The 25,388-nt window shown below is 68.8% G+C and carries 30 protein-coding genes; 17 read left to right on the top strand and 13 right to left on the bottom strand.

Features of this window, described 5'->3' with window-relative positions; translation table 11 throughout:
- The 4 genes from paaK to ACXJKJ_RS23770 all read right to left on the bottom strand — a co-directional run bounded on the left by paaK (position 1) and on the right by ACXJKJ_RS23770 (position 3,543).
- Positions 1–1,299: a phenylacetate--CoA ligase PaaK gene (paaK, locus tag ACXJKJ_RS23755; RefSeq protein ID WP_457393010.1), complete on the bottom strand. Its 1,299-nt coding sequence runs from the start codon at positions 1,297–1,299 to the stop codon at positions 1–3.
- Positions 1,296–1,724, bottom strand: coding sequence for a hydroxyphenylacetyl-CoA thioesterase PaaI (paaI, locus tag ACXJKJ_RS23760; RefSeq protein ID WP_457393012.1), 429 nt, complete (start codon positions 1,722–1,724; stop codon positions 1,296–1,298). Before paaI ends, paaK begins: the two co-directional genes overlap by 4 nt.
- Entirely contained in the window at positions 1,724–2,527 is an 804-nt protein-coding gene (locus ACXJKJ_RS23765; protein WP_457393014.1) for an enoyl-CoA hydratase-related protein, read from the bottom strand. Before ACXJKJ_RS23765 ends, paaI begins: the two co-directional genes overlap by 1 nt.
- 74 nt (positions 2,528–2,601) lie before the next feature.
- Positions 2,602–3,543 carry a carbohydrate kinase family protein gene (locus ACXJKJ_RS23770; protein ID WP_457355903.1) on the bottom strand — a complete coding sequence of 314 codons (942 nt, stop codon included), beginning with the start codon at positions 3,541–3,543 and terminating at the stop codon, positions 2,602–2,604.
- Positions 3,544–3,615: 72 nt separating this feature from the next.
- Between ACXJKJ_RS23770 and moaA the strand changes: the two genes are divergently transcribed.
- From moaA to ACXJKJ_RS23785, 3 genes are read left to right on the top strand one after another with little or no spacing between them, the layout of a single operon-like run.
- On the top strand, positions 3,616–4,725 hold the full coding sequence (gene moaA / locus ACXJKJ_RS23775; RefSeq protein ID WP_457355904.1) for a GTP 3',8-cyclase MoaA: 1,110 nt from the start codon (positions 3,616–3,618) through the stop codon (positions 4,723–4,725).
- Positions 4,718–5,278, top strand: a complete 561-nt coding sequence (mobA, locus tag ACXJKJ_RS23780) for a molybdenum cofactor guanylyltransferase MobA (protein WP_235531910.1) — start codon at positions 4,718–4,720, stop codon at positions 5,276–5,278. Before moaA ends, mobA begins: the two co-directional genes overlap by 8 nt.
- 16 nt (positions 5,279–5,294) lie before the next feature.
- A complete protein-coding gene (locus tag ACXJKJ_RS23785) occupies positions 5,295–5,795 on the top strand; it encodes a GNAT family N-acetyltransferase (RefSeq protein ID WP_056195214.1) in 501 nt (166 codons plus the stop codon).
- Here the strand turns inward: ACXJKJ_RS23785 and ACXJKJ_RS23790 are convergent.
- Positions 5,781–6,353, bottom strand: a complete 573-nt coding sequence (locus ACXJKJ_RS23790) for a YceI family protein (RefSeq protein WP_457393016.1) — start codon at positions 6,351–6,353, stop codon at positions 5,781–5,783. The two genes, ACXJKJ_RS23785 and ACXJKJ_RS23790, sit on opposite strands and share 15 nt — an antisense overlap.
- A 136-nt stretch (positions 6,354–6,489) precedes the next feature.
- Here ACXJKJ_RS23790 and ACXJKJ_RS23795 point away from each other — a divergent pair, with 136 nt between their 5' ends.
- From ACXJKJ_RS23795 to ACXJKJ_RS23815, 5 genes are all read left to right on the top strand, one after another.
- Positions 6,490–7,029 (top strand): Mpo1 family 2-hydroxy fatty acid dioxygenase, encoded by a 540-nt coding sequence (locus tag ACXJKJ_RS23795; protein ID WP_056195208.1) that lies wholly within the window; start codon positions 6,490–6,492, stop codon positions 7,027–7,029.
- 12 nt (positions 7,030–7,041) lie between these two features.
- Positions 7,042–8,055, top strand: a complete 1,014-nt coding sequence (locus tag ACXJKJ_RS23800; protein WP_457393019.1) for a 2-dehydropantoate 2-reductase — start codon at positions 7,042–7,044, stop codon at positions 8,053–8,055.
- A gap of 85 nt (positions 8,056–8,140) precedes the next feature.
- Positions 8,141–8,719 (top strand): cysteine hydrolase family protein, encoded by a 579-nt coding sequence (locus ACXJKJ_RS23805; protein WP_457393022.1) that lies wholly within the window; start codon positions 8,141–8,143, stop codon positions 8,717–8,719.
- Positions 8,712–9,689, top strand: a complete 978-nt coding sequence (locus ACXJKJ_RS23810; protein ID WP_457393024.1) for a GlxA family transcriptional regulator — start codon at positions 8,712–8,714, stop codon at positions 9,687–9,689. Before ACXJKJ_RS23805 ends, ACXJKJ_RS23810 begins: the two co-directional genes overlap by 8 nt.
- 142 nt (positions 9,690–9,831) lie before the next feature.
- Positions 9,832–10,077 carry a hypothetical protein gene (locus ACXJKJ_RS23815; RefSeq protein ID WP_457355909.1) on the top strand — a complete coding sequence of 82 codons (246 nt, stop codon included), beginning with the start codon at positions 9,832–9,834 and terminating at the stop codon, positions 10,075–10,077.
- Between the two features lie 52 nt (positions 10,078–10,129).
- On the opposite strand, the gene ACXJKJ_RS23820 is transcribed toward ACXJKJ_RS23815, so the two are convergent.
- The 3 genes from ACXJKJ_RS23820 to ACXJKJ_RS23830 form a co-directional block, all read right to left on the bottom strand.
- Positions 10,130–11,269 carry a serine hydrolase domain-containing protein gene (locus tag ACXJKJ_RS23820; RefSeq protein ID WP_457393026.1) on the bottom strand — a complete coding sequence of 380 codons (1,140 nt, stop codon included), beginning with the start codon at positions 11,267–11,269 and terminating at the stop codon, positions 10,130–10,132.
- Between the two features lie 10 nt (positions 11,270–11,279).
- Complete coding sequence (locus ACXJKJ_RS23825; protein ID WP_457393029.1) at positions 11,280–13,436, bottom strand: TonB-dependent receptor; 2,157 nt, start codon at positions 13,434–13,436, stop codon at positions 11,280–11,282.
- 109 nt (positions 13,437–13,545) lie between these two features.
- Entirely contained in the window at positions 13,546–14,553 is a 1,008-nt protein-coding gene (locus ACXJKJ_RS23830) for an AraC family transcriptional regulator (protein WP_457355912.1), read from the bottom strand.
- A gap of 262 nt (positions 14,554–14,815) precedes the next feature.
- On the opposite strand from ACXJKJ_RS23830, the gene ACXJKJ_RS23835 reads away from it, so the two are divergent.
- From ACXJKJ_RS23835 to ACXJKJ_RS23850, 4 genes are all read left to right on the top strand, one after another.
- The gene (locus ACXJKJ_RS23835; protein WP_457393031.1) at positions 14,816–15,259 is read left to right on the top strand and encodes a hypothetical protein; all 444 of its coding nucleotides are present in this window, start codon (positions 14,816–14,818) and stop codon (positions 15,257–15,259) included.
- Positions 15,260–15,366: 107 nt separating this feature from the next.
- The gene (locus ACXJKJ_RS23840) at positions 15,367–16,134 is read left to right on the top strand and encodes a TerC family protein (protein WP_056195180.1); all 768 of its coding nucleotides are present in this window, start codon (positions 15,367–15,369) and stop codon (positions 16,132–16,134) included.
- A gap of 29 nt (positions 16,135–16,163) precedes the next feature.
- Positions 16,164–16,541: a DUF1801 domain-containing protein gene (locus tag ACXJKJ_RS23845; protein WP_457393033.1), complete on the top strand. Its 378-nt coding sequence runs from the start codon at positions 16,164–16,166 to the stop codon at positions 16,539–16,541.
- Positions 16,541–16,939 carry a hypothetical protein gene (locus ACXJKJ_RS23850; RefSeq protein WP_457393035.1) on the top strand — a complete coding sequence of 133 codons (399 nt, stop codon included), beginning with the start codon at positions 16,541–16,543 and terminating at the stop codon, positions 16,937–16,939. Before ACXJKJ_RS23845 ends, ACXJKJ_RS23850 begins: the two co-directional genes overlap by 1 nt.
- Here the strand turns inward: ACXJKJ_RS23850 and ACXJKJ_RS23855 are convergent, their stop codons facing one another.
- From ACXJKJ_RS23855 to ACXJKJ_RS23865, 3 genes are all read right to left on the bottom strand, one after another.
- On the bottom strand, positions 16,940–17,782 hold the full coding sequence (locus tag ACXJKJ_RS23855; RefSeq protein ID WP_457355916.1) for an urease accessory protein UreD: 843 nt from the start codon (positions 17,780–17,782) through the stop codon (positions 16,940–16,942).
- Positions 17,772–18,416 (bottom strand): urease accessory protein UreG, encoded by a 645-nt coding sequence (ureG, locus tag ACXJKJ_RS23860; protein ID WP_056195175.1) that lies wholly within the window; start codon positions 18,414–18,416, stop codon positions 17,772–17,774. The genes ACXJKJ_RS23855 and ureG overlap by 11 nt, the downstream gene beginning before the upstream one ends.
- A 79-nt stretch (positions 18,417–18,495) precedes the next feature.
- A complete protein-coding gene (locus ACXJKJ_RS23865; protein ID WP_457393039.1) occupies positions 18,496–19,182 on the bottom strand; it encodes an urease accessory protein UreF in 687 nt (228 codons plus the stop codon).
- Positions 19,183–19,514: 332 nt separating this feature from the next.
- Here ACXJKJ_RS23865 and ACXJKJ_RS23870 point away from each other — a divergent pair, with 332 nt between their 5' ends.
- Positions 19,515–20,342 carry a hypothetical protein gene (locus tag ACXJKJ_RS23870; RefSeq protein ID WP_457393042.1) on the top strand — a complete coding sequence of 276 codons (828 nt, stop codon included), beginning with the start codon at positions 19,515–19,517 and terminating at the stop codon, positions 20,340–20,342.
- A gap of 12 nt (positions 20,343–20,354) precedes the next feature.
- Here ACXJKJ_RS23870 and ureE read toward each other — a convergent pair whose 3' ends face one another.
- Positions 20,355–21,008 carry an urease accessory protein UreE gene (gene ureE / locus ACXJKJ_RS23875; RefSeq protein WP_457393044.1) on the bottom strand — a complete coding sequence of 218 codons (654 nt, stop codon included), beginning with the start codon at positions 21,006–21,008 and terminating at the stop codon, positions 20,355–20,357.
- 60 nt (positions 21,009–21,068) lie between these two features.
- Here ureE and ACXJKJ_RS23880 point away from each other — a divergent pair, with 60 nt between their 5' ends.
- The 4 genes from ACXJKJ_RS23880 (at position 21,069) to ACXJKJ_RS23895 (ending at position 23,546) form a co-directional block, all read left to right on the top strand.
- Positions 21,069–21,257: an AbrB/MazE/SpoVT family DNA-binding domain-containing protein gene (locus tag ACXJKJ_RS23880; RefSeq protein WP_457393047.1), complete on the top strand. Its 189-nt coding sequence runs from the start codon at positions 21,069–21,071 to the stop codon at positions 21,255–21,257.
- Positions 21,258–21,264: 7 nt separating this feature from the next.
- On the top strand, positions 21,265–22,086 hold the full coding sequence (locus ACXJKJ_RS23885) for a crotonase/enoyl-CoA hydratase family protein (protein WP_457393049.1): 822 nt from the start codon (positions 21,265–21,267) through the stop codon (positions 22,084–22,086).
- Positions 22,083–22,745, top strand: coding sequence for a class I SAM-dependent methyltransferase (locus tag ACXJKJ_RS23890; protein ID WP_457393051.1), 663 nt, complete (start codon positions 22,083–22,085; stop codon positions 22,743–22,745). The genes ACXJKJ_RS23885 and ACXJKJ_RS23890 overlap by 4 nt, the downstream gene beginning before the upstream one ends.
- A 144-nt stretch (positions 22,746–22,889) precedes the next feature.
- On the top strand, positions 22,890–23,546 hold the full coding sequence (locus tag ACXJKJ_RS23895; protein WP_457393053.1) for an energy transducer TonB: 657 nt from the start codon (positions 22,890–22,892) through the stop codon (positions 23,544–23,546).
- Positions 23,547–23,634: 88 nt separating this feature from the next.
- Here ACXJKJ_RS23895 and ACXJKJ_RS23900 read toward each other — a convergent pair.
- Positions 23,635–25,388 (bottom strand): hypothetical protein (locus ACXJKJ_RS23900; RefSeq protein WP_457393055.1); only part of this gene is annotated, 1,754 nt, incomplete at its 5' end.

Consider the following 25,388-nt stretch of genomic DNA (forward strand, 5'->3'; position numbering starts at 1 on the left):
TTACTTCTTGCGTTGGTCCACCACGCGCCGGGCCTTGCCGACCAGCGTGCGCTCGATGGAGTTGTTCGGTTCGACCTGCACCGTGGCGGTCACGCCGATCAGGTTCTTGATGCGCTCGGACAGGCGCCGTCCGATGCCGTCGTCCATGGCGCCGAGGGCCAGCTCACAACGGATGACGAGCTCGTCCAGATGCCCGTCACGGCTGACGACCAACTGGTACTGCCCGCCGAGGCCTATTTCCTGCAGCACCAGCTCCTCGACCTGGGTCGGGAACAGGTTGACGCCGCGGATGATCAGCATGTCGTCGCTGCGGCCGACGATCTTGCCCATGCGGCGCATGCTGCGCGAGGTGGGCGGCAGCAGGCGCGTCAGGTCGCGGGTGCGATAGCGGATGACGGGCATCGCTTCCTTGCTCAGCGACGTGAACACCAGTTCGCCTTCGGCCCCATCGGGCAGCAACTCGCCCGTCTCGGGGTCGATGATCTCCGGGTAGAAATGGTCTTCCCAGATGACCGGGCCATCCTTGCTCTCGATGCACTCGCTGGCCACACCCGGGCCCATCACTTCGGACAGGCCGTAGATGTCCACCGCATCGATACCGGCGCTGGCCTCGATGTCGCGGCGCATCGCCTCGGTCCAGGGTTCGGCGCCGAAGATGCCGACCTTCAGCGACGACTCGCGCGCATCGAGCCCCTGGCGGGTGAACTCCTCCACCAGCACCTGCATATAGCTGGGCGTCACCATGATGATGTCGGGCTTGAAGTCGGTGATCAGCTGCACCTGCTTCTCGGTCTGGCCGCCGCTCATCGGGATGACGGTGCAGCCCAGGCGCTCGGCGCCGTAGTGCGCGCCCAAGCCGCCGGTGAACAGGCCGTAGCCATAGGCCACGTGCACCAGGTCGCCCGCGCGGCCACCGGCGGCGCGGATGGAGCGCGCCACGAGGTTGGCCCAGTGGTCGATGTCCTTCAGCGTGTAGCCGACCACCGTGGGCTTGCCCGTCGTGCCGGACGACGCATGGATGCGCGCCAGTTGCTGGCGCGGCATCGCGAACATGCCGAACGGGTAGTTGGCACGCAGGTCGTGCTTGGTCGTGAACGGGAACTTCGCCAGGTCGGCCAGCGTCTTCAGGTCGGACGGATGCACGCCTGCCTCGTCGAACTTGGCCTTGTAGTGCGGCACATGGTCGTAGGCGTGCTGCAGGCTCCAGCGCAGGCGCTCAAGCTGCAGCGCCTGCAGCTCGTCGCGGCTGGCGGTTTCGATGGCTTCGAGCTCTCCGGGGCGCGGACCTTTAACCGTCATGCTTCGAACACCTTTCTGTCGCCCAACCGGTATGAGCGGCCACGGAACACGGCGATGAGATCACCGTCCTGGTTCTTCACGGTGATGTCGTAAAGCCCCGTGCGGCCGGCCAGCGATGTTTCCTCGGCGGTGGCGGTCAACACATCGCCGAGCCTGGCCGACTTCAGGATATCGATGCCAAAGCCGGAGGCCACCGTCAGCGCATTGCGGCTGTTGCAGGCAAAGGCAAAGGCGGAGTCTGCGAGCGTCGCGATCAGGCCGCCGTGGCAGATGGCAAAGCCGTTCAGCATGTCGGCCCGCACCGTCATCGCCGCAACCGCGCGGCCGGGGCCGACCTCGGCGATCTGCATGCCCAACATCTTGCTCGCCGCATCGTCGGTGAGCATGACGTCACGGACCTTTTCGGCAACGGCTTGCGCATCCATCAGCGGTCCTTGAACTCGGGCTTGCGCTTGTCCATGAACGCCGCCACGCCTTCGAGATAGTCATGCGAAAAGCCGAGCTGGCTTTGCAGCGCCGCCTCGAGCTTGAGGGCGGGCTCGAAGTCGAGCTTCATTGCTTCGTCCAGCGCGCGGCGCGTCTCGACCAGCGCACGCGTGGGCATGCCGGCCAGCTTCTGCGCGATGGCCATGGCGGTGTCCTGCAATTCGGCGTCGGGCACCACGCGCGAGATCAAACCCAGCCGCTCAGCCTCCACCGCCTTGAGCTTGTCGCCCAGCAACGCCAGCTCCAGCGCCTTGGCACGGCCGACGAGGCGCGGCAGCAGCCAGGTACCGCCGCAGTCCGGCAGCAGGCCGATCTTGGAGAAGGCCTGCAGGAAGCTGGCACTCTCGCCCGCCAGCACGAGGTCGCAGCCGAAGGCCATGTTGGCGCCAGCGCCGGCCGCAACGCCGTTGACGGCGGCCACCACCGGCACCGGCATGCTGCGCAGCCGCAGCGCCAGCGGGATGTAGTAATGGTCCAGCATGTGGCCGATGTCCTTCGGAGCCGCACCGGGCTCGCGGCTGGGCGCCACATGCGGATCGGCCAGATCCTGGCCGGCGCTGAAGGCGCGGCCGGCGCCGGTGATCAGCACGCAGCGCGTGGCGCTGTCCTCGGCCGCCGCTTCCAGTGCCTGGCGGAGCTGGCCCAGCATGGCCGCAGTGAAGGCATTGAGCGCCTCGGGGCGGTTCAGGCGCAGCAGGCGCACACCGCCATGCTGTTCGATCTGGATCAGGTGTTCGGACATGGAATTTCTCTACCGACCGGTCGGTTAATCGTAGGAGCCTACGGGATTGGGATCAAGTAGCGCCAGGGAAAACCCTAGTCTTTGGCGATCTCAACGCGGTCCGCGAGCGCAGTAACCAGGGCTGGCCGCGGCGGCGCAAAACCGGGCACCGTGCAGGCGGCAGCCCCGGCTGCCAGAGCCCACCGCAGGTGATGCCCGGCTGGCGCACCGGCGTTGCGCATCAGGCTGTCCAGCAGGCCGGCCAGGGCCGAATCGCCGGCGCCAACGGTGTCCACCACGTCCACTCGCGGCGGCCGGCCCGTGGCCTCCTCGACACCGTGATACAGCGTCGCCCCCACCTCGCCGCGCGTCAGCAGCAGCCAGGCACCAGGGTTCCAAGCGGCGATCTGGGCCAGGCCTGAGCGGTAGTCAGGCACGCGGAACAACCCGCGCAGGTCCTCGTCGGACACCTTGATGACATCGGCCAGCCGGCACATCTGCTCCAGCGTGTCGTCGTAGCTCGCGTCCATCGGCGGCGCGCGGAAGTTGGGGTCGTAGCTGATGAGACGACCCTCGCTCTTCAGCGCCTCAGCCAGTGACAGCAGCCGCCCCGCCAGCGGCTGGCGCACCAGGCCCAGGCTGCCGAAATGGGCCCAGCGCAGCCCACGCGTCCAGCCCATGGGCAGGCCTTCGGGGCGGAAATGCAGGTCGGCGCTGTCGTGGCCGATGAAGAAATAGCGCGGCGGGTCGACCTCGTGCACTACAGCCAGCAGCGGCGGCCGTGCCAACTGCTGAATGAAGCGCATGTCCAGGTTGGCCTCCTGGCTGCATTGCCAGATCTCGGCACCGAAAGGGTCCTGGCTGATGGCACCGGCGAAGGCACTCAGCTGGCCCAGCGTCGACATCGCAACCGCCACATTCCAGGGCGAACCGCCGCAGGCGCTGCGCCAGCGGTCCGGCCCGATGCGGATCAGATCGGTCAGCGCTTCGCCAAACGCAATGAACTGCGGCAGGTCGGGGTGAAGGATCTCGGCCATTCGTGCCGATTCAAACGCGCCCGGGCAACCGCCGCAAGTGCCAGGAGATTCGCCCGCTGACACAATCCCGGCATGACCGCCCGCGTGATTCCCCTGCACGACGCCCGCTCGCTGCGCGTCGAGCCGCCGGCCTTGGCCAGCCAGACCGGTCTCCCACTGGCCGACGTGCTAGGCCGGCCGCTGCGTGACCTGCGCATCTCGGTCACGGACCGCTGCAATTTCCGCTGCGGCTACTGCATGCCGAAGCAGGTTTTTGACAAACACCATGAATTCCTGCCCCATGCCGATCTCCTCAGTTTTGAGGAGATCGAGCGGCTGGCCCGGGTCTTCGTCGGCCTGGGCGTCGAAAAACTGCGCATCACCGGCGGCGAACCGACGCTGCGCCGCCACCTCGAAACCCTGATCGGGATGCTGGCCCAGCTGCGCACGCCCGATGGCCGCGAGCTGGACCTGACGCTGACCACCAACGGCTCGACGCTGGTGAAAAAGGCGGCCAGTTTGCGGGCCGCCGGGCTGAAGCGCCTGACCGTCAGCCTGGACGGGCTGGACGACGCCGTCTTCCAGCGCATGAACGACGTCGGCTTTCCCGTGGCGGACGTGCTGGCCGGCATCCACGCGGCGCAGGCCGTGGGCCTGGGGCCGATCAAGGTCAACATGGTCGTGCAGCACGGCGTCAACGACGACCAGATCCTGGCGATGGCGCGCCACTTCAGGCATAGCGGCATCGTGCTGCGCTTCATCGAATACATGGACGTCGGCGCCACCAACGGCTGGCGCATGGACCAGGTGCTGCCGAGTAGCGAGGTGCAGCGGCGCATCGCGGCGGAGTTCCCCATCACGCCGCTGTCGCACAGCGCTCCAGGCGAGACGGCCGAGCGCTGGGCCTATGCCGACGGCGCCGGTGAGATTGGCTTCATCTCCAGCGTGACCCAGGCCTTCTGCGGCGACTGCAACCGCGCCCGGCTGTCGACCGAAGGCCGGCTCTACACCTGCCTGTTCGCCCATCGCGGGCATGACCTGCGCGGTTTGCTGCGGGGCGAGCCGGTGGACGATGGGCAGCTGATGAGCGCCATCGCCGGCGTCTGGAGCGGCCGTGTGGACCGCTACTCCCAACTGCGCGGCCAGGGCGATCCGACGCCTGATGGCGAACGCCGCGTCGAGATGCATTACATCGGTGGATGAGCTTCACGCCCTCGTTCTGGCCGGCGGGCGCGGCTCGCGCATGGGCGGTGCGGACAAGGGCTTGCAGCTGTTGCACGGCCGCCCGCTCGTCAGCCACGTCATCGAGCGCCTGGCACCGCAGGCGCGCCATGTGCTGATCAGCGCCAACCGCAACCTGGACAGCTACCGCGCCTTGGGCCACGAGGTGCTGCCTGACCCGCCTGGGCTTGAGTTCGCCGGCCCGCTGGCCGGCATGTTGGCCGGCCTCGACGCCCTCCCCGACGACGCCTGGCTGCTGACCGCGCCTTGCGACTGCCCTCACCTGCCGCTGGATCTGGCCCGGCGCCTGCTGGCCGTCGCGAAGCCCCATGGCCTCGCCTTCGCCCAGGCCGGGCGCGAACACCCGACCCATGCGCTGCTGCATGCCCGACTGCGCGAACCGTTGAGAGCCCATCTCGACGCCGCTGGTCGGGCCGTGCTCGGCTGGATGAGCGGCCGGCCCCATGGCATCGCACACTTCGACGACGAAACCGCCTTCGCCAACTTGAACCACCTCACCGATCTGCATGACTGAGGCCCATATCCGTCCCATGCTCGAGCCCGACCTGCTTGCCTACAAGGCGCTGCGCGACGCCATGCTGGCCGGCCACCCCGAGGCCTTCACGTCAGACGCCGAGACCGAAGGCCAGCGCGACCTGTCCAGCTACCGCAACCGCCTGGCCGGCGGCAGCAAGGGCGGCACGTTGTTCACGCTGGTGGCGCTGGACGACGCCCGCCTCGTCGGCGCGCTGACCTGCGAACGCGAACCGCGTGTGAAGGTGCAGCACATCGCCCACCTGATCGGCATGATGGTGTCCGACACCCATCGCGGTCGCGGCATCGGTCGGACCCTGCTCATCGCGGCCATCGCCAAGCTCAAGGCCACGCCCGGCCTGGCCCAGGTCACGCTGAGCGTGACGTCCACCAACCGCGGTGCCATCGGTCTCTACGAGAGCCAGGGCTTCGTGCGCTATGGATGTTTGCCGGACGCGATACGCCTGCCCGACGGGCGCAGGCTGGCCAAGGACTTGATGGTTTTACGGCTCGACTAGCTCGAACTGCACCACCAGCGCGTCCTGCACCGCCAGCAGCCCGCCCAGCACGGTGAACGGCTGGATGCCGAAGTCGCTCTGCCGGATGACCACCTCGCCGCGCGCACGCTTGGCTGCGATCTCGACGACGAACCACTGCCTGCGCGTCGCGCCATGCAGGGTGATCTCCGCCTCGACGACGCGCTGGCCGCCCTCGCCGAGCAGCTGCAGCGTGCGCACGACGACCTCCGGGTGGGCCGCCGCATCCAGCGCCTTCAGCAGATTGGCGCGCGTGCCGGCGCGCGCCTCGTTGTCAACGGTGCTGGCAAAGGCCGGCCCCAGGCGTTCACGCAAGGCCTGCGGGTCAATCTCCAGCGCGTCCAGCCGGAAGCTCAGCATCGGTCCGGCCGCCGGCCAGTCCACGCGCAAGTCACCGGCACGCAGCACGTGGTTGTGGCCCAGGCGTGCCGCCGTGCCGCCGCGAAAGGCGAGGATGCGCAGCTCGTTGATTGCCACCGCACCGGGAGCGGCCGCGGGCGGCGGGCTGGCGCAACCAGCCAGCGCGGCCAGCGTCGCCATCAGTAACAGACGGCGCTTCGGTGTCGTTTGCACACTCAACTCAGGGGTTCTCCGAGGGATTTTGTAAGCCGGCGCACAACGATGCTGCGCCGTGCTGGACTAGCATAGCCACCATCCTCCTCAACGGAGCCTGCCCATGGCCAGCCTGTTCCGCCCCGCCCTCGACCTGATGGCGCAATACGCCGCCTATCACCGCGACCGCCGCAACATCGCGACCCATTTCGTCGGCATTCCCCTCATCGTCTTCGCCATCAGCGTGCTGCTGGCGCGCGCCGAGTTCTCAGTGGGCGACGCGCCGATGAATGCGGCCATCGTGCTGTGGGCCCTCAGCGCACTCTGGTACCTGACCCGCGGCAACCTGGCACTCGGCGTGGCCACCACGGTCGTCAACGGCATGCTGACGGCACTGGCGATGATCGCGGCCCAGGGTTCGATGACGAGCTGGCTGGTCATCGGTGTCGGCAGCTTCGTCGTCGGCTGGGTGTTCCAGTTCATTGGTCACTATTACGAAGGCAAGAAGCCCGCCTTTGTCGACGACCTCGTCGGCCTGCTCGTCGGCCCGATGTTCGTCGTCGGCGAGGGCATGTTCATGCTGGGCTGGGGCCGTGCGCTGTTGGCCGAGATCGAACGCCGCGTGGGCCCGACGCATCTGCGCGACCTGGCTCACCCCGTCTGATCCGCTGAACCCATGACCGGCGTTCTTGTCATGGGCGCCGGCTCCGTCGGCTGCTTTGTCGGCGGCCTGACCCAGCTGGCCGGCGTGCCGGTCCACTTCGTCGGCCGCCCGCGCGTGCTGGCCAACCTGCGCAAGCACGGCCTGCGCCTGACCGACCAGGACGGCCTGGACCGCCACATCCCAGCACTCGACCTGCGCCTGCACGAGGAACCACCCGCCGGCCTCAAGCCCGACCTGGTGCTGCTGTGCGTGAAGTCTGGCGCCACCGCCGAAGCCGCCACGGCCCTGGGCCTGACGCTGCCGCTGGGCACGCCCGTCGTCAGCCTGCAGAACGGCATCGCCAATGCCGACACCGCCCGCGGGGCCGCGCCGCAACTGCACTGGCATGCGGGCATGGTGCCCTACAACATCGCCGAGATCGGACCCGGCCGCTACCACCGTGGCACCGGTGGGTCGCTCGCGGCCGAGGGCTCGGCCGAAGATCTGGCTCTTGCCGCCTGGCAGACGGCCCTAGCCCGCATGGGCATGGGGTTGGAGCTGTATGCGGACTTGGCGCCGGTGCAATGGGGCAAGCTGCTGCTGAATCTGAACAACCCCGTCAATGCTTTGTCCGGCCGGCCGCTGCGCGACGAGTTGCTGGAGCGCGGCTACCGCCGCGTGTTGGCGGCGCTGCAGGAGGAAGCCCTCAACCTGCTGAACGCCGCGCAGCGCCCGGTCGCCCAGCTCACGCCACTGCCGCCACGCCGGCTGATCACGCTGCTGCGCATGCCGACCTTCATCTTCCGCCTGGCCGCCGCGCGCATGCTGCGCATCGATGCCAAGGCCCGCTCCAGCATGGCCGACGACCTGACCCAGGGCCGCACGACGGAGATCGACGCGCTGTGCGGCGAGATCGTCCGCCTGGCGCGCAGCCAGGGACGCAGCGCACCGCTGAATGCACGCATGCTGAACCTCGTCGAGTCCTGGCCCAAGCGCCGCCGGCCGTACACACCGGCCGAGCTGCTGAGCGCTCTAGGTTTGTCCTGAATTGATCCATCTCCGTCTGCCAGCGCGTGGCGGCGGATGCATGATGGCGGAACACTGAAGGCCTCAACCAACAACGAGGCCCACCATGACCACCGCCCTCATCGTCATCGACGTCCAGCACTCCTTCACCCAGCGCCCCAGCTTCGAAACCGACGGCCTTGCCGCCTACCTGGCCGCGCAAAACCGCCTCATCGAGGGCTTCGAGGCCGCCGGCCTGCCCATCGTGCGCGTCTTCCACGTGCAGCCCGATGCGACCGGCGCCGACCCCTTCAGCCTGGAAAGCGGCCATGTGCGCCCGCTCGAAGGCCTGCGCGACTTCAAGGCCGACCTGACCGTGCACAAGACCCGCCACAGCGCCCTGGTCGGCAGCGGCCTGGACGTGTGGCTGACGCAGCAGGGCATCCGCCAGCTCGTCATCAGCGGCATCCGCACCGAGCAATGCTGCGAGACCACGACCCGCCATGCGTCGGACCTCGGCTGGGAGGTCATCTACGTGCCCGAGGCGACACTCACGTTCACGATGCAACACCCCGACGGCTCGCCCCTGACGCCCGCCCAGCTCCGCGCCCGCACCGCCGCCGTGCTGGACGGCCGCTTCGCCCGCATCATGGATGCAGAAGGTGCGTTGCAGGCCGTCGCCGGGAAGGAAACCGCCATTGCCTGAGCCCATACAGGTTGTCTTCGTCCTGCAGGACGACAGCCTCGTCCTCGACTGGGCCGGCCCGGCCGAGGCGTTGCGCCTGGCTAGCCTGGAAATCGCCGCATTGAAGCTGACCGTCGCACCCTTTGCCCTGCGCTTCGCCGGCACGCGCAGCGAATCCACGGGTTCGGTCGGCATCCAGCTGCAGGCCCTCGAACCGCTGCCGGACAGCCTGCCCGAAGGCAGCTGGATCGTGCTGGTGGGCCGCACCTCGGCCGCAGAGGCAAAGTCGCAGGCCACCCGGCGCGAACTCATCGCCTGGCTGTCTCGCCTGGCACCTGGCCGCCCTGGGCTGCGCCTGGTCACCGTCTGCTCCGGCGCCCTGCTCGCGGCCCAGGCCGGCCTGCTCGACGGCCGCCGGGCGACCACGCACCACCAGCATCTTGGCGACCTTGYCCGCCTCGCGCCCCGCTGCACGGTGCTGCAGGACCGCGTCTTCGTGCAGGACGGCGAGGTGTTCACCAGCGCCGGCGTGACGGCCGGCATCGACCTGGCCCTGCATCTGATCGCCGCGCATGCCGGCGAGCTGGTCGCCGCGCGCGTCGCCGAGCAGATGGCCGTGGCGCTGCGCCGTGGCCCGGGCGACCCCGAGCTGTCGCCTCTGCTGGCCCACCGCCAGCACCTGAATGCGCGCCTGCACCGCGTGCAGGACGCGCTGAGCGTGGCACCGGCCGAGGACTGGCCGCTGGAGCGCATGGCCGACCTCGCCGCGACCACGCCGCGCACGCTGAGCCGCCTGTTCGCCCAATACGCCGGCACCAGCCCCCAGGCCTATCTGCGCGGCGTGCGCCTGGCCGTCGCCAAGCGTTCGCTGGAGGCCGGCGCCAGCGTCAGCGCGGCCAGCGAGGCGGCCGGTTTCAACTCCGAGCTGCAACTGCGCCGCGCCTGGGCCGCGGTCGGCTGGCCGGGCACGCCATCCAGCGCCAGGCGCTAACGCAGGGCCTGGGTGGCGCCGGTTCGTCCCGCGCAATTGCAGTTCATCCGCCCGCGCCGGCGATCCGTCGCCCGGCACTCGCGGCGCACGGGGTCAGTGACGAAACTGCAATCACTGACACAGCAACCCACCGGAGCCCACCATGAACACCGCCGCCAAGACCTTCATCGTCGCCATCGCTTCCGTCGCCGCCGCAGCCGCTGCCGGTGTGAGCCTGGCCAACCGCACGGCGGCTCCGGCCACCGAGATCGTGAAGCTGGAACGCGTGGTCATCGTTGGCAAGCGTGCCGAAGCGCCGGTGGTGGCCCAGCTGCCGCGCGTCGTCATCGAAGGCCGTCGTGACGTGACCACGGTAGCCGCCGCCCAGATGCCGGTCTGGATCGTCTGAGCCCACGCTGCCGTCAGTCACCCCACCCGCCGCTGGCGGGTTTTTTCTTTTTCTAGGCGCAGCAGGCGTAAAGCGCCTGCACCAGCATCGCCGCGTTAGGCCCGCCAACAACACCCGGCGCCATGCGGTTCATCATGTAGGCGAGGCAGAGCCGCCTCTGCACGTCCACCAGCACCAGCGACCCACCCCAGCCGCCCCAGAAGCAGATGCGCTGCTCGGGGATGAAGGGCAGCGTGGCCGGTTCGGGCAGGCCGTAGCCGATGCCCATGCACAGCGGCACGCCGAGCACGAGGTCGATGCCGCGGGCCTGCACGTCGAAGATGCGATCTACGGTCTGCGGCTTGAGCCAGCGCCGGCCGGCCAACGTGCCCTCGCAGGCAACGATGGACTGCAGCCGCGCCACCGAGCGCGCATTGCCATGGCCGTTGGCGGCGCCGATGTCGGCGCGGCACCAGTCCTCGCGATGGCTGTAGGCCGCGTCGGGCGCTGGGTTGCCCAGGGTGCGCAGCATGGGGCTGTCGGGCGGGATGGCCGAGAAGTCGACCGGCATGGGCGGTGGCGGCACAACGCGGGCCACGCGCGCATCGTGCTCGGGCGGCAGGCCGATATGGAAGTCGGCGCCCAGCGGCCCGGCCAGCTCGCTCGCCAGAAAGGCGCCGGTCTTCTGCCCGGTGATGCGGCGGATCAGCTCGCCGACCAGATGGCCGTAGTTCAGCGCGTGATAGCCCGAAGCGCTGCCCGGCGTCCACCAGGGCGACTGCGCCGCCAGCAGCGCCGTGCTGCGCTCCCAATCGCACAGGTCGCCCATGCCCATGGGCTGCTCCCAGCCGCTGACGCCCGAGGTGTGGCCCAGCACGTCGCGCACCAGGATGCCGCTCTTGCCGTTGGCGGCGAACTCGGGCCAGTAGGCGGCCACCGGTGCGTCCAGGTCCAGCTCGCCGCGGTCGGCCAGCAGCAGGGCGCACAGCGAGGTCATGGTCTTGGTGGTGGACCAGACATGGGTCAGCGTGTTGCGGTCCCATGGCTGCTGCTGCGCCTCGTCGCGCCAGCCGCCCCAATGGTCGAGCACCAGCTCGCCCTCGATGGTCAGCGCGAGTGATGCGCCCAGGTCGTCGCCGCGCTCGAACAGCGCGTCGAACGCGTCGGCGAGCGGTTCCCAGCGGGGCTGGTGGTGGCCCAGCAGATGCTTCATAGCGGTCTCCTCAGAAGTCGTAGCTCGCGCCGATGGCGAACTGGCGCGGCGGCGTGTAGGTGACCTGGCGGGCCGCCCCCAGCACCGGCGAGGCGATGCTCATGCTGGTGAAGGCCGTCGTGTCGGCCACGTTGCGCACATTGGCCCAGAGCTTCCAGTGGCCGGCAGCCGGCCGCAATGTGGCGGTCAGGTTCAGGAGGCCGTAGGCGCTCTGCATCGCATCCGGCGTGTTGAACTCGGTGAAGTAGAAGCGGCCGCGCCAGCTGTAGTCGGCACGCAGCGTGGTGCGCAGCTCGCCCAGGCTGCCAGCCCATTCGGCGCCAAGGGTGACTTGCTGCTTGGACGCCTGGGCCAGCTGGCGGCCGCGCACATTGACCGGCGTTGTGGGGGCGTTGCGCAGGTCGACGTTGGTGAAGTCCGTGTACTTGGGATCCATCAGGCCGAGGCCGACAGACAGCGTCAGCGGCGCAATGGGCTTGACCGCCGCCTCGATCTCGACGCCATCGATGCGCGCCGCCGAGGCGTTGGCCAGCAGCGTCGTCGCCTGGCCGACCTGCGACACCTGCATGTCCTTGTAGCGGCTGCTGAAGACGGCGGCGCTGAGCACGCCGCGGCGCTCCAGGAACTCGGTCTTGAAGCCGAGTTCGATGCTGCTGACCTTCTCCGGCTTGACGAGATTCGGCTGCAGCGCGCCGAGGTTGACGGCGCCCGACTTGAAGCCATGTGCCCAGCGCGCATAGGCCAGCGTGCCGGCGGCGGGCTTGTATTCGATGCCGACGCTGCCCGGCGTGCTGGTCCAGCCGTCGCTCGGGTGGCCGGTGCCGGCCAGACCGAAGGCGGCGATGTTCTGGTATTCGTCGGCGCGCTTGCTGTCGTGGTTGACGCGCAGGCCGGCCAGCAGCGACCACTGCGGATTCAGCATGTAGCGCAGGTCGGCATAGGCGGCGCTAGAGCGCGTATGCACGCTGCCACCGAGCAGGAAGCCGACGCCGCCCGGGAAGGGCACGGTCAGCGGCGCGCCCGGCACGAGAAAGCCCAGCGGCACCTGGGTGAGGATGGTGATGTCCTGGCTCTGGTCGAACTGCAGGGCCGTCACGCCGACCAGCCATTGCAGGGGGCTGCCCTCGTCGGAGGCGAGATGGATGTCCAGGCTCTTGTCGGTGCTGCCGGTCAGGAAGCCCGAGCTCGTGACCGCGGCCTCGGTGGTGTCGCTGTCCCAGAGCCGGTCGACCTTGCTGCGCCGCCAGCTCAGGGACGCGCTCAGAGTGTTCGTGCCAATAGGCAAATCCAGCAGCGCCTGCGCCGTGTTGACCTCGACGCGGTTGCTCGAGCCCTGGCTCTTGACGACGCGCGGGTCGCTGCTCTGCGTGACGCCGTACAGCAGCACCGGGATGGACACCGGGTCGGCCAGTACCGGCACGCTCATGCCGGCGTCGCGCTCGCGGTAGTGGCCGGCCACAAAGCGCAGCGTGCCATGGCCGCCGAGGCTGGATTGCAGCTGGGCGCGCAGTGCGCGGCTGGACTGGTCGTCCAGGCGCCGCGGCCCCTCGGCCAGCGGGTTGCGGGTGTAGCCGTCGGCCTCCTTGATCTGATACGACAGCCGCCCTTCCAGCCCATCGCTCAAAGGCCCGGAGACAAAGCCTTCGCTCTCGCGCCGGCCGTCATTGCCGAGCAGCAGCCCGACACGCGCCTGCAAGGTGGAGGTCGGCAGCGCCGAGATGATGTTGACCGCGCCGCCGGTGGCATTGCGGCCGTAGAGGGCGCCCTGGGGCCCGCGCAGGATCTCGACGCGCTGGGTGTCGAACAGGGCGGTGTTGGCGCTGGTCTGGTCCGACACATAGGCGCCGTCGGCATACAGGGCCACGCCGGGGTCCCCGCCGGCCAGGATGAAGACATTGCCGATGCCGCGCACGAACAGCTGGGTGGCGCCCTGTCCGTTGGTGAACGAGGTGTTGGGGCTGAGCATGACGAGGTCGGCCAGGCCGGTGTCGCCACGCTCGGCCAGGCGGGCGCCGTTCAGCGCGGTGATGGCGGCGGGCGTGGTGTCCAGCACCGTCACGCGGCGTTCGGCCGTGATGACGACGCGCTCGATCTGGTTGGTTTCAGGAGCGGTCTGGGCCGCCGCCAGCGTGGACGCCGCGGCAAGCGCAATAGGGCTGAGTCTCATGCTCTGTCTCCGGTCGCCGCGTCTGTGTGGCGGCGTAAGAGCATGGTCGCGAGCCCGCTGGGAGCCGGCTATGGCGAATCGGCAGCGCGATGTGCCGAATCGGAACTTCTCAGCCCTTCAGCGTCTCACTCGGTGATTCGCCAAAGCGCTCGCGGTAGCGCGCCGCGAAGCTGCCAAGCTGCCAGAAGCCCCATTGCGCGGCGACAGAGGTCACCGTGACGCCCGGTGCGGCGGAACGCAGCTCCTCGCGCGCCCGGTCCAGCCGGTACTGCTGCAGATAGCGCTGTGGCGACACGCCGAAATGGCGCTCGAAGCCGCTTGCCAGCGCGCGCACGCCGACGCCGGCAGCGCGGGCGATCTCAGCCACCGACGGCGCTTCGGCCGCGTGGGCGTGGATGTAGTCGCGGGCCCGCCGCGTGGAGGCCGGCAGTGCGGCCGGAGCATCCAACCCGCGGGTGTAGTTGTTGGGCCAGGCCAGCAGCAGCTCGAACAGGGCCGCGTCGCGCAGGCCGTCCTCCAGCCGCGCGGCGGCCGCATGCGGGTAGGCCGGCGTGGCGGCCAGGTGGCCGAGCACACGCAGCAGGGCCGCCACCGGCGCGCCGCCGGCCTGGGCGCGGCCCTCGAAGCGCAGCGCATGGGCCATGTCCGAGCCCAGCAGCGCGCGGCAGGCGCTGCCCATGTCGGCGTCCGCCACGCGCAGGTTCAGCAGTTCCATGTCACCCGACATCTCCAGCCCCTGCACCTCGTCGGGCGCGATGACACCGGCATCACCAGCGCCGTACAGGTCGCGCCGGCCGCCACGCCAGACTTCGCCCTGGCGAAGATAGGAAAACACCCAATGCCCATGGGCGCGCGGCATGGCCATGCGGGTGGACGTGCCGTAGCGCACCTCGCCCAGGTGCAGGCGGGCGAACTCGGCGCCGCGCAGCTTCAGCGCCAGGCCGTTCTCGTCGCCGATGCGCAGGGCATGCGGGCCATAGACGCCACTGAGCACGGCCTGGGCCTCGTCGGGGTTGCTGGTCTCACAGACGGCGACGAGGCGCGAGTTGCTCAGCGCGGCATCGACCTCGGCCCCTTGCAGGGGCTGGTCGGCGCTGACGGCGGCGGTGGGCAGCATGGCCGGGTTGTAGGCCAATTCCCGGCCCACCGCCATTGGTGCAATGCGTGGACGCGACAGTCACCCCCGAGACAGGCGTGACGAAGCGCATCCCCTAGTTCGAGCCGTCCCCAAGCTGTCCGTGCAACCCGTCGCAATCGCGCCGAACTCGGTGGCCGATTTGCCGCCCCGGTCGCATCGCTGTCCTCGCGGCCGCCCCGTTTCACACACTGCCGCCGCCCGCAGCCTCACGCTGACGTGCATCAACCCCAAGGAGCAAGCCATGAACTTCAAAGCCACCCTGTGCGCCGCCGCCGCGGCCTTTTCCCTGTGTCTGTCGCTGCCGGCCCTGGCCGAGGATTCCAGCTACACGCCGGGCTCGGTCTGGTTCTTCTCCAACATCCAGATCGAGCCGGGTCATTTCGAGAAATACATGGACTACCTCGGCACCAACTGGAAGAAGGTGCAGGAGCTGGGCAAGAAGGAAGGCATCATCGTCTCGTACCACGTGCTGGCCGTGAACGCCCAGCGCCATGGTGAGCCCGACCTGGTGCTGGCCGTCGAGATCAAGGACTACCAGAACAACGCCCAGCAACTGGCCTTCCAGAAGAAGATCGAAGCCATGCTGGCGACCGACACGCGCAAGCAGGACGTCGCCGCCGGCGAGCGCGGCGCCATGCGCAAGCTGGTCGGCAATATGCAGCTGCAGGAACTGATCCTGAAATAGGCCGCAGGCCCACACCCAAAGCAAAACCGAAGCTTCGTTCAGCTTGAGGCTGTCCGCGGCCGGCAGGGCGCTGGCGACAATGCCCGGCTCACCACGGACCGTCCGCCATGCTTGAACTGCTCTCCGACCCGCAGACCTGGATCGCCCTCGCCACGCTGACCGCGCTGGAGCTGGTACTGGGCATCGACAACATCATCTTCATCAGCATCCTGGTGGACAAGCTGCCCAAGGCCCAGCAGGAAACCGCGCGGCGTGCGGGCCTGTTCGCAGCGATGTTCATGCGCATCGGCCTGCTGATGGTGCTGGCGTGGATCGTCGGCATGGTCGAGCCTCTGTTCAACGTGCCCGGCGTCGAACGGGGCATCTCGGGGCGCGACCTCATCCTCATCGGCGGCGGCCTCTTCCTGATCTGGAAGAGCACCGGTGAAATCCACGGCTCGCTCGAAGGCGAGGACGAAGACACCAGCGCCGGCGGCAAGGCCAAGGCGGCCTTTGGCGCCGTCATCCTGCAGATCATGGTCATCGACCTGGTGTTCTCGCTGGACTCCATCATCACCGCCGTCGGCATGGTGGACGACGTGCGCATCATGATTGGCGCCGTCATCGCCTCGGTCGGTCTGATGATGCTGTTCGCCGGCCCCATCGGCCGTTTCGTGTCCAACCACCCGACCATCAAGATGCTGGCCCTGAGCTTCCTGGTCGTCGTCGGCGTGGTGCTGGTCGCCGAGGGCTTCGGCCACCACGTGCCCAAGGGCTATATCTACTTCGCGATGGCCTTCTCGCTGGGTGTGGAGATGATGAACATCAAGATGCGCCGCAAGTCGGCCAGCAAGGTCAAGCTGCGCCAGCAGATCCCTGGCAGCTCGGGCGATTGAAGCGATGATCCGCGGTCATGGAAAAGCTGATGCGTTTCCCGACCGCGGTCCCGCACGATCCGGACATTGAGGCCTGGATGCAGGCCCATACGGGCGCGCTGGGCGACATTGCCCGGCACTGGTTCGACGCCATGCGCCGCTGCGGCGCCGACGTGCGCGAACTGCTGCATGACGGCCACCCGACCGCCTGCGTCGGCGACGCGGCCTTCGGTTACGTCAATGCCTTCACGGCCCATGTCAATGTCGGCTTTTTCAAGGGCGCCGAGCTGGCCGACCCGGCCGGCCTGTTGCGGGGCACGGGCAAGGCCATGCGCCACGTCAAGCTCCGGCCCGCCGAGCCCGTCGACGAGCCCGCCCTGCGGGCACTGATCGAGACAGCCTGCGCCGACATGCGCAGGCGCCGGTGATGGCGCTGCGCCTGCAGCCGTTCGAGGCCTTCGACGACCTGCCCTTCAGCCTGAGCGTCGAGGAGCTGGTCGCAAGGCTGGGGCCGCCCAACCAACATTCCCGCAACGCGGCCGCGCTGGACGAGTACGACTACGGCCACTGCGTGCTGCGCTTCCAGGACAGCGGACGCCTTGAGGAGATCACCCGGCGCGCGCCGGTGCTGCAACTGGGCACGGTCGTCATTCCCTTTGCCGCGCTGGGCGGCTTCGTGCTCGCGCAGGATGCCGACGCCTTCGAGCGGGCCGGCTTTCTCGTCAGCCCGACCCTGGGCATCGCCTTCGTGCCAGAGGAGCCCGACTGGGTCACCGCGCTGGCGCGGCATTGCATTCCGACATGGCGGGCGCTGGAGCAGCGCTGATCAGGTGGCCCAGATGCGCGGGTCTGTGCTCGACAACGCCCACAGCCGCTGGCGCCAAAGCGCCCTCACCCGCCGCAGCGCCAGCGTCACCGTCTCGACTTCGTCGCCGACGACGCGGGCAAGCAGCATTGCGCCGCGCGGGCTGGCCAGATGCGTGACGCCGCTGCGTGCCACGTCGTCCAGCAAGGCGCGGCTGTGGGTCAGCAGCGCGTCCACATCAGCCAGTGTGCCGGTCTGCGCATAGACCAGCGTGCCGAGCACCCGATGGCCGGCCAGGCCACAGGGGCCGTCCATCAGCGCCGCGTCCGTCGCATCCAGCCAGCCACGGTCCAGCCATTGACCGGTGATCTCCAGATGCTGCAGCATCCGGCCGGTCACGAAGGGTTGCGCCGCGGCGGGCAAGCCCAGGCCCAGCACCTCGGTCGCGAACAGGCTGGCGCCCGGCGCGAGGCTGAGCTTCACTTCGTTGCGGGCGATGCAATCCGGATAGGCCAGCGTCTCCTGCGGCAGCCATTCCAGGCGAGCGCCCTCGCCCACCGTGGCCTGCACGACTTGGGCCGCCTCGCCGGCGTTGGAACGATAGAAGCGCGTCGCCGCCGGCGTCGTCACCAGCAGATGGGCACCGGCCTGCACGTCGACGTGGATGTCGAGCCGGTCACCGCCAACCAGGCCGCCGGGCGGATGCACGAGCACCGCATGCGCGATGCCGGCGCCCTCGGGGTAGAGGGTCTTCAGCAGGCGCAGCGGGCCGTCGTGGCGGGCATGCACGCGGGTGGCGTTGCCGCCATCGCGCGCCGCGCTCAGCGTCAGGCGCGCCGGCCAACGGATGGGATCAGCCGACAAGCAGGCCCTTGGTCTCGATGAAGCGCACCACCTCGTCCAGGCCGTCGCGCGTCTTCAGGTTGGTCATGACCCAGGGCTTGACGGGCCGCATGCGGGCGGTGTCACTGCGCATGACGTTCAGGTCGGCGCCGACATGAGGCGCCAGGTCGGTCTTGTTGATGACGAAGAGGTCGCTCTTGGTGATGCCGGGGCCGCCCTTGCGCGGGATCTTCTCGCCGGCGGCCACGTCGATGACGTAGATGGTCAGGTCAGACAGCTCGGGGCTGAAGGTGGCCGCGAGGTTGTCACCGCCGCTCTCGACAAAAACGATGTCGGCGTCGGGGAACTTCTCCAGCATGCGGTCCACGGCCTCGAGGTTGATGGAGCAGTCCTCGCGGATGGCGGTGTGCGGGCAGCCGCCGGTCTCCACGCCCATGATGCGTTCGGGCTCCAGCGCACCGGCCACTGTCAACAGGCGCTGGTCTTCCTTGGTGTAGATGTCGTTGGTGACGACAACCAGGTCCCAGCGCTCGCGCATGGCCTTGCACAGCATCTCGACGAGGGTGGTCTTGCCAGAGCCCACGGGGCCACCAACACCGACACGCAAAGGCGGTAGCTTCTTGGTGCGGTTGGGAATTGCGTGCAAGGGAGTCATGTGAGCCCCCCAACCTGCCGCTGAGCGTCAGGCCCCCCGAGGGGGATAAAAAAACTTGGAGCGGTCCGGCGTTTTTTTGTCATGAGCGGAACAGTCGTGAATATTGGTTTTCGTGGCGGGCGCCATGGATGCCGAGCAGCGGCGCGAAGGCCATGGGCTCGGACGCTGCCAACGCGGTCGCCACGGCTTGTGGGATGACTTGCACGAGGCGTGCCAGCAGCCGCTGCCCCGAGGTCTGGCCCAGGGGCACGCAACGCACCGCGGCCTGCATCAGGTTCTCCGCCCAACCGAAGGCGATGGCCTGCAGCGCCGGCTCCAACGCAGCACCGCGGGACGCCGCGACTGCACCCATGACGACGGGCCAGGTCGGCGCCGGTTTGAGCTTTTGCAGCAGGGGCAGCACCGCGGCATCGGGCATCAGGCCCTGCATCCAAACCACGAGGCTGCGGCCCATCTGCTGGGCCTGCTGCAGGCTCTCGCTGGTTTCGCGTGTCTGCAGCACCCAGGCATTGAGTTCTGCCAGCCGCGCGCCATCAAGCGCCAGCGTCGCCGCGTGCGCCGCCGCCGCGATCGGCAGCTCGGCGCGCGCCTGCACGAGTTCGAGCTGGTTCAGCAGCCAGTCGCCGGCACTGGTCTCGTCATGCACGACGCCGGCGTCAACCGCGGCCTCCAGGCCCTCGGAATAGCTGAAGCCGCCGACCGGCAAGGCCGGCGAGGCCAGCCAGAGCAGGTGCAGCAGCGAGGTGGGGGCAGCGGGGGTCGGCATGGGGCGATTCTGGCCCCGCCAGACGCACCCAACCTTCGCCATCAGAAGTGGAATGCGACGCCCGCGCCGTAGAAGCGCGCCGAGAGAGTCTGCTTGGGGGTCGTTGCTGCCCCAGCCTTGCAGGTCAGGCCGCGTCCAGTCGGTGGCCACTGGGGGCGACGGCCTGCGGCCTGCGGCGGGCGGCGGGCGGCGGGCGGCATGCTAGTCGCGAGTTGTGCCGTGCTGCAGCCATCGGCGGCACCTAGGCCGCAACGGGAAAATTGCCGACCTACCTGCTACCGCTCACACCGGCGCCGTGCCTACACTGCGCCGCACTTCAAGGAGGCTCAAGCATGCGAGACAAGACAGCGGCCGTCAGACGTCCCGCCCTGGCCGGGCTGTTCGCCGCGGTGCTGGTCAGCGCCACGCCTTGCGCCCAGGCCTGGGAGCCACCAGCCGGGGCCAGCGCCCACGAGATCCTGATCGGCGCTCGCAAGGATGCCGACGAGGGCCGCTTCGCCGTGGCCGCCGAGAAGCATCAGTGGTTCCACGAGCATGTGCTGGAACGCGATCCGGCGATGTCGGGGGTGCGCATGTCCTTTGCGCTGTCCGCCTGGGCCTCGTTGGCGCACCGCTACGCACCCGCCATGACCCAGCTGCTGGCCGTGCGCGACCAGGCCCTGGCACGGATCGATGCCGGCGGCCGCCCGGGCCAACAGGCGCTGGCTGAGGCCATCCACATCAACAACTACCTCGGCGGCCAGAGCGAGTCCACCCGCGACGCCTTCAAGCGCCTCGCCGACCGCGACCCCGTGCTGGCCGAGCGCGACGTGCTCGACGCGCTGCCCGCGCTGATCCAGCTGAACGAGTTCGAGCTCGCGAGCCAGCATCTGCGCGTCGACGCCGTCGTGGGCCGTGTGGAAAGCCTCTACAAGCTCATCCAGGAACATCCGCCGAGCAAGCTCTCGGCCAGCGAGCGGGCCGAGATGCTGCGCTCTCAGCAGCGCGTCATCGACGTGCAGCTGGCCCGCGTGGTGCTGGTGCTCGGCAAGGAACGGCGCGACGCCGAGGCCGAGCAGGTGCTGGCACGCGGGCGAGCCTTGCTGGGCCCTGAAGCCAGCGTCCACCACATGACCCAAGCATTGCGCGGCATTGCGCCGCCGGACGACCGCGACGGCTGACGCGCGCGGGCGTCAGTGCCCGTGGTCGTGCCCGTGCCCGTGCCCGTGCCCGTGGTCGTGGTCGTGGTCGTGGTCGTGCTTGCAGTCGGGGCCGTGCACGTGGACCGGAATAGGCAGGGGCTTGCGCGTCGGTGCCGATGCTGTTGCGGGGGCGTGCGCGTGGCCATGGGCATCGTGGTCATGCCCATGGTGATGGTGGCCATGCCCAGCCCCTTCGCCATAGGCCCCAGCCTCGGGCTCGAAGGCGGCCTGCGCTTCGGTCACGATGAGGTGCTGGCGGCGCAGCATGTCGGCCAGCACGGGGTCGGGCTCGAACTGCAGCAGCTCGGCTTGCAGCTCTAGTGGCACATGGCGGTTGCCGAGGTGGTAGGCGGCGCGCAGCAAATCAAATGCGGAGCCGTGCTCTGCGCAGAAACGCACCTGCAGCACGGGCTGGGGGGCGGCGATGACGCGCAGCAGGGAACCGTCTTCACCCACAAGCACGTCGCCGCCGCGCAGCGCCGTGCCGCGGGGCAGCACCACGGCAACTTCGCGACCGGAACTGTCAGTCGCGCCGAATCGGCTCTTGCTGCGGGTGTCCCAATCGAGTTCGAGAGCGGGCGAGCGCTTGAGCAGCACGGCGGCGAGGCCACCGCCTTGAGGGAGGCGTTTGGAGAAGGTGTGCATGATGGGTTCGGAGGGCAACTGGTTAGTATTGTCGACGCGGTCACCTCAGGAGCGGCAAGCATGGACATCGTTCAACTGGTAGAGGCGCAAGACTCTCTCGGCTTTGTGCTTCCCGACGCCGTGCTGGCACGCCTGAATCTCGCAGCGGGTGACACCCTGCAGCTGACCAAGACGCCCACTGGCATCCTGCTTACGCGGGCCAATGCTGCAACGACCGAGCCGCAACCCGACTCCGTTCCACCACCTTGACTCCCCAATGACCGCGCCCACACTCGAAACCCTCACCGTCTCCGTCCAGGACCACATCGCCACCGTCCGTCTGAACCGGCCGGACAAGGCCAACGCGATGAACGCGGCGATGTGGCAGGACATCCGCCGCGCCTTCGACTGGGTGGACACGCAGCCAGAAGCGCGCGTCGCCGTGCTGGAAGGCGAAGGCAAGCACTTCACCGCCGGAATCGACCTGCAGATGATGATGGGCATCGCCCCGCAGATCGAAGACCCCTGCGACGGCCGCACCCGCGAGGGCCTGCGCCGCGTCATCCTGGACATGCAGGACACGCTCACCAGCCTGGAGCGCTGCCGCAAGCCCGTGCTCGCGGCCATCCACGGTGCCTGCGTGGGCGGCGGCATCGACCTGATCTGCGCCGCCGACATGCGCTACTGCAGCGCTGACGCCTACTTCTCCATCAAGGAGATCGACATCGGCATGGTGGCCGATGTCGGCACACTGCAACGCCTGCCCAAGCTGATCGGCTCGCAGGGCCTGGTGCGCGAGCTGGCCTACTCGGGCCGGCGCGTGGAGGCGGCCGAGGCACGCGAGATCGGCCTCGTCAACCGCGTGTTCGACAGCCGCGAGGCGCTTTCGGTCGGCGTGCGCGAGATCGCCGCGACGATTGCGTCCAAGTCGCCGCTGTCCATCCGCGGCACCAAGGAGCAGCTGAACTACGCCCGCGACCACTCGGTGGCCGACGGCCTCAACTACATCGCGACTTGGAACGCCGCGATGTTGATGAGCGAGGACCTGACCAAGGCCATGATGGCCGGCAAGGGCACGGCACCCTCTTTCCGCAATTGAGCGCGAACGCAGCGGACGCCGGCACAGCCACGTTCTACGACGGCTACGCCACCCAGTTGGCCGCCACCGAGGCCAGTCGCAGCGCGATGCTGCCCCTTCTCGAAGCTGCTTTGCCGCCGGGCGCCTGGGTGCTGGACGTCGGCTCGGGCTCGGGCCGGGACGTGGCGGCGCTGCAGCAGGCCGGGTTCGAGGCCTTCGGCGTGGAGCCCAACGCCACCATGCGCGAAACCGCGCTGCGGCTGCGGCCCGGCCTTGCCGGACGGCTGCGCGACGCCAGCCTTCCCCAACTGGGCACGCCCTTCTCGGACTGCTGCCCCCAGGGCTTCGACGCCGTGGCGTGCAGTGCCGTGCTGATGCACATCGCCCCCGCCGACCTGCCCGGCGCACTGGCTTCGCTTGCTCGGCAGCTCCGCCCTCTCGCCGCAGGCGACGTGGCCCGCTGCCGGCCCGCACTGCTGATTGCCCTGCCGGAAATGAACCCCGGCCAGTTGAGTGGTGACCGCGACGCCGATGGCCGTCGGTTCCACAACCACGCCCCGGCCACGGTGCAGCGGCAGCTCACCGAGTTGGGACTGATGCTGGAGAGCAGCAGCGTCAACGACGCGGTACTGGCCAGCACCGACACGCGCTGGCACATGCTCGTGTTCAGGCGGATCTGAGCGCGTCGCGAAGAGCTTCGCCATTGCGACGCGGCTCGTCATCGCAGATGTTCATTCCAGCACCCGATCAGGCAACAATTCGTGCGTCGATAAAAGCGCGCCGTGACGGGCCGCCGACCGGATTCGTTCAGCCAGGGAGACCGCGTGGATTTTGCTCAACGGCAGCACACCCCGGGCAGGCGCTTCACCGGCATCGGCGTCGTGGTGCTGCTGCATCTCATGCTGGGTTGGGTCTTGGTCAGCGGCCTGGCACACCACATCGTCCAGGTGGCCCGGCAGGCCCCCGTGGAGATCAAGCTCATCCAACCAGAAACACCGCCGCCGCCATCGCCGAAGATGGCCTTGCTGCCACTGCCCACCCTGTCTCCCCCACCGCCGCGCTTCATACCGCCGCCCGAAGTGCAGGTGACGCAGCCGCCGGAGACGACCGTTGCCGCCGCAGCCATCCCCCAGCCTTCGCCTGGCGCGGGCACTGAAGCGGCACCACAACCAGGCCGGGGCCAGCCGGGAGGCGCGCTGGTGCGCACACCGCTGCAACTGGACTTCAGCAAGTGCGGCTCACCGGCCTATCCCGACATCGACGTGCAAGGCACGACGATGGTCGTCTTCACGATGGACATCTCCGGCGCCATCTCTGAAGCGCGCGTGGTCGAGTCCAGCGGCCCGTCACGCAGGCACAAGGTGCTCGACAGACTGGCCGTCACCTTCGTGCTGTCCTGCAAGGGCACGCCCGGCACGGTGAATGGCAAGCCCGTGACGCTGCGCGGCATCACGCCCATCACCTGGAACCTGAAGGACTGAGAAGCCGGCTTTGGCCAGGACGGGCGGGCCTGCCCGCGTGCGTTGGCCATCCAGCATTCCTCGTGCCGCGCCGCGCTGAATCCCGTGGCTAATTCCTTTTCGTGCTGTCCGGCGCGAGCTTGCGCCGCCTCATGGCTTCCATGCGCAGCCCCTGCGCGGCAGCAATCAGTTGGCTCTGCTGCGCGGGCTTCCCAGCGCTAAGCGCCATGGTCTCGAGGAAGGCTGCCGAGGCTTCCGCGTTGGAGATGAACTCCACGCTTTGCAGCGTGTCCTTCTTGTCGACGGTCCACTCCTTGAACGGCGCGTCGGGCGCTGGGTTGCGACGCATCTCCGCAAGGATGTCGCCGCGGGTCACGCCCGCTTCGAGGCGGCCCTGCCACTGCTTGGCCCATTGGGCCGAAGGCTCGTCGCGCACGTTTTGCGCCAGCGAAACGAGCGTATGGTGGGCCTCATCCGCATTGCCGGCATAGGCGTAGGCCAGCGCAGCGGAGCGCGCGAGCGCGTCGACTTCGCGTGCGGTCTGCCAGGCCGAGATGACACCCTCCAGCGCTGCGCTGTCCGGGGCATCCGTGGCGGCCACCTCGGTCTTGAAGGCGGCCAAGGCAGCTTCCGGCGATTGCGGGTTCAAGCCGCGGGCGCGCTGCAGGTGGCCCTGAGCAGCCTGGAGATAGGCGCGCTTGGCATCGCCCTCGTTGCGCTCGGCCAGGCGCAGGTTCGCCATGCCCAGCAGATAGCGGGCCTCGAAATTGGCGTCCTCCCCTTGCAGCACGGCATTCAGCGCAGGCAGGGCCTCTTGCGGGTTCCCCCAGTCGATCTGCGCCCGGCTCAAGGTGAGGCGGGCCAGGTCGTCGTTCGGGAACTGCGCCGCCAGCCCTGCGACCTTCTTCAACAGCGCCTCCCCGGCTGGCCGGCTCGGGCACGCCTTCAAGGCGGCATCCGCCAGCACGAATTCGCCCGCCGCACGGGGCAGCGCATGAAACCTCACCCGGCTGGCGGGCAGCGATGGGAGTGCCACACGCAGGGCATCCGTGCCCCGAAGGCTGTACCGCCACATCACCTGCCCGATCTCGGATGCCTTCAGGCCGTAGGCCCGCTCGAAGGCCGTCGTCGGGGAGGCGCCGCGGTCGACGAGCCCGAGATAGCGGTTCAGGCGCTGGCGCCTGTCTTCCGAGGACAGCATGTAGTGCGTCAACAGCCAGGACTTCGCCTCGAACTCCAGGCGCGCCCCGCCCGGTCCGGCATAGTTGTGGGCGTTGGCGAGCTTCTCCTCCAGGACGTCGCCATATTCCAGGCTGGATACCCGGTTGTCTCTGACAAGTCGCAGGTAGCCACCGATCTCCTTCGGCACCCGGCCCACCACCATCTGCTTTTCCGAGAATCGCGCGGCGGAGAAGTACTGCGCAAAGCCGTCGACGAACGACGTCGGGACGCGGATGTCCGTGTGGCGATAAAGGAAGTGCCGCGCATACGCCTCGAAGACATAGGACAGGGTGTCGTCCAGCGGTGAACGGTCGAGTTGCTCGTCGGCGAGGCTGGGGACGCGTTCCAGATGCACGCCGAATCCCTGGACGCCGGAAGCGCAACTGCTGTACAGGCCCACGGCATCGGCCGGCACGCTGGCGTCGACCTCACGCAGGGCCGAGACCCGGCTGTGGTAGTACAGCGTCAGCTTCGGTTCCTGCTGGTCGGCCTTGCCATTGGTTTGATGATTAGGCCGGGTGTAGAGGCGCAGCAGATGGTCGAGCTTTTCCAGGTTGTCCAGCAGCTGGGTGACGTCTTCCTGGTTGGCGTCGGAGTACACGACGAAGCGCTGGCTTTCGGCCCGGACCCACGCGGAGAGGT

This window comes from Roseateles sp. P5_E1 (assembly GCF_054049335.1).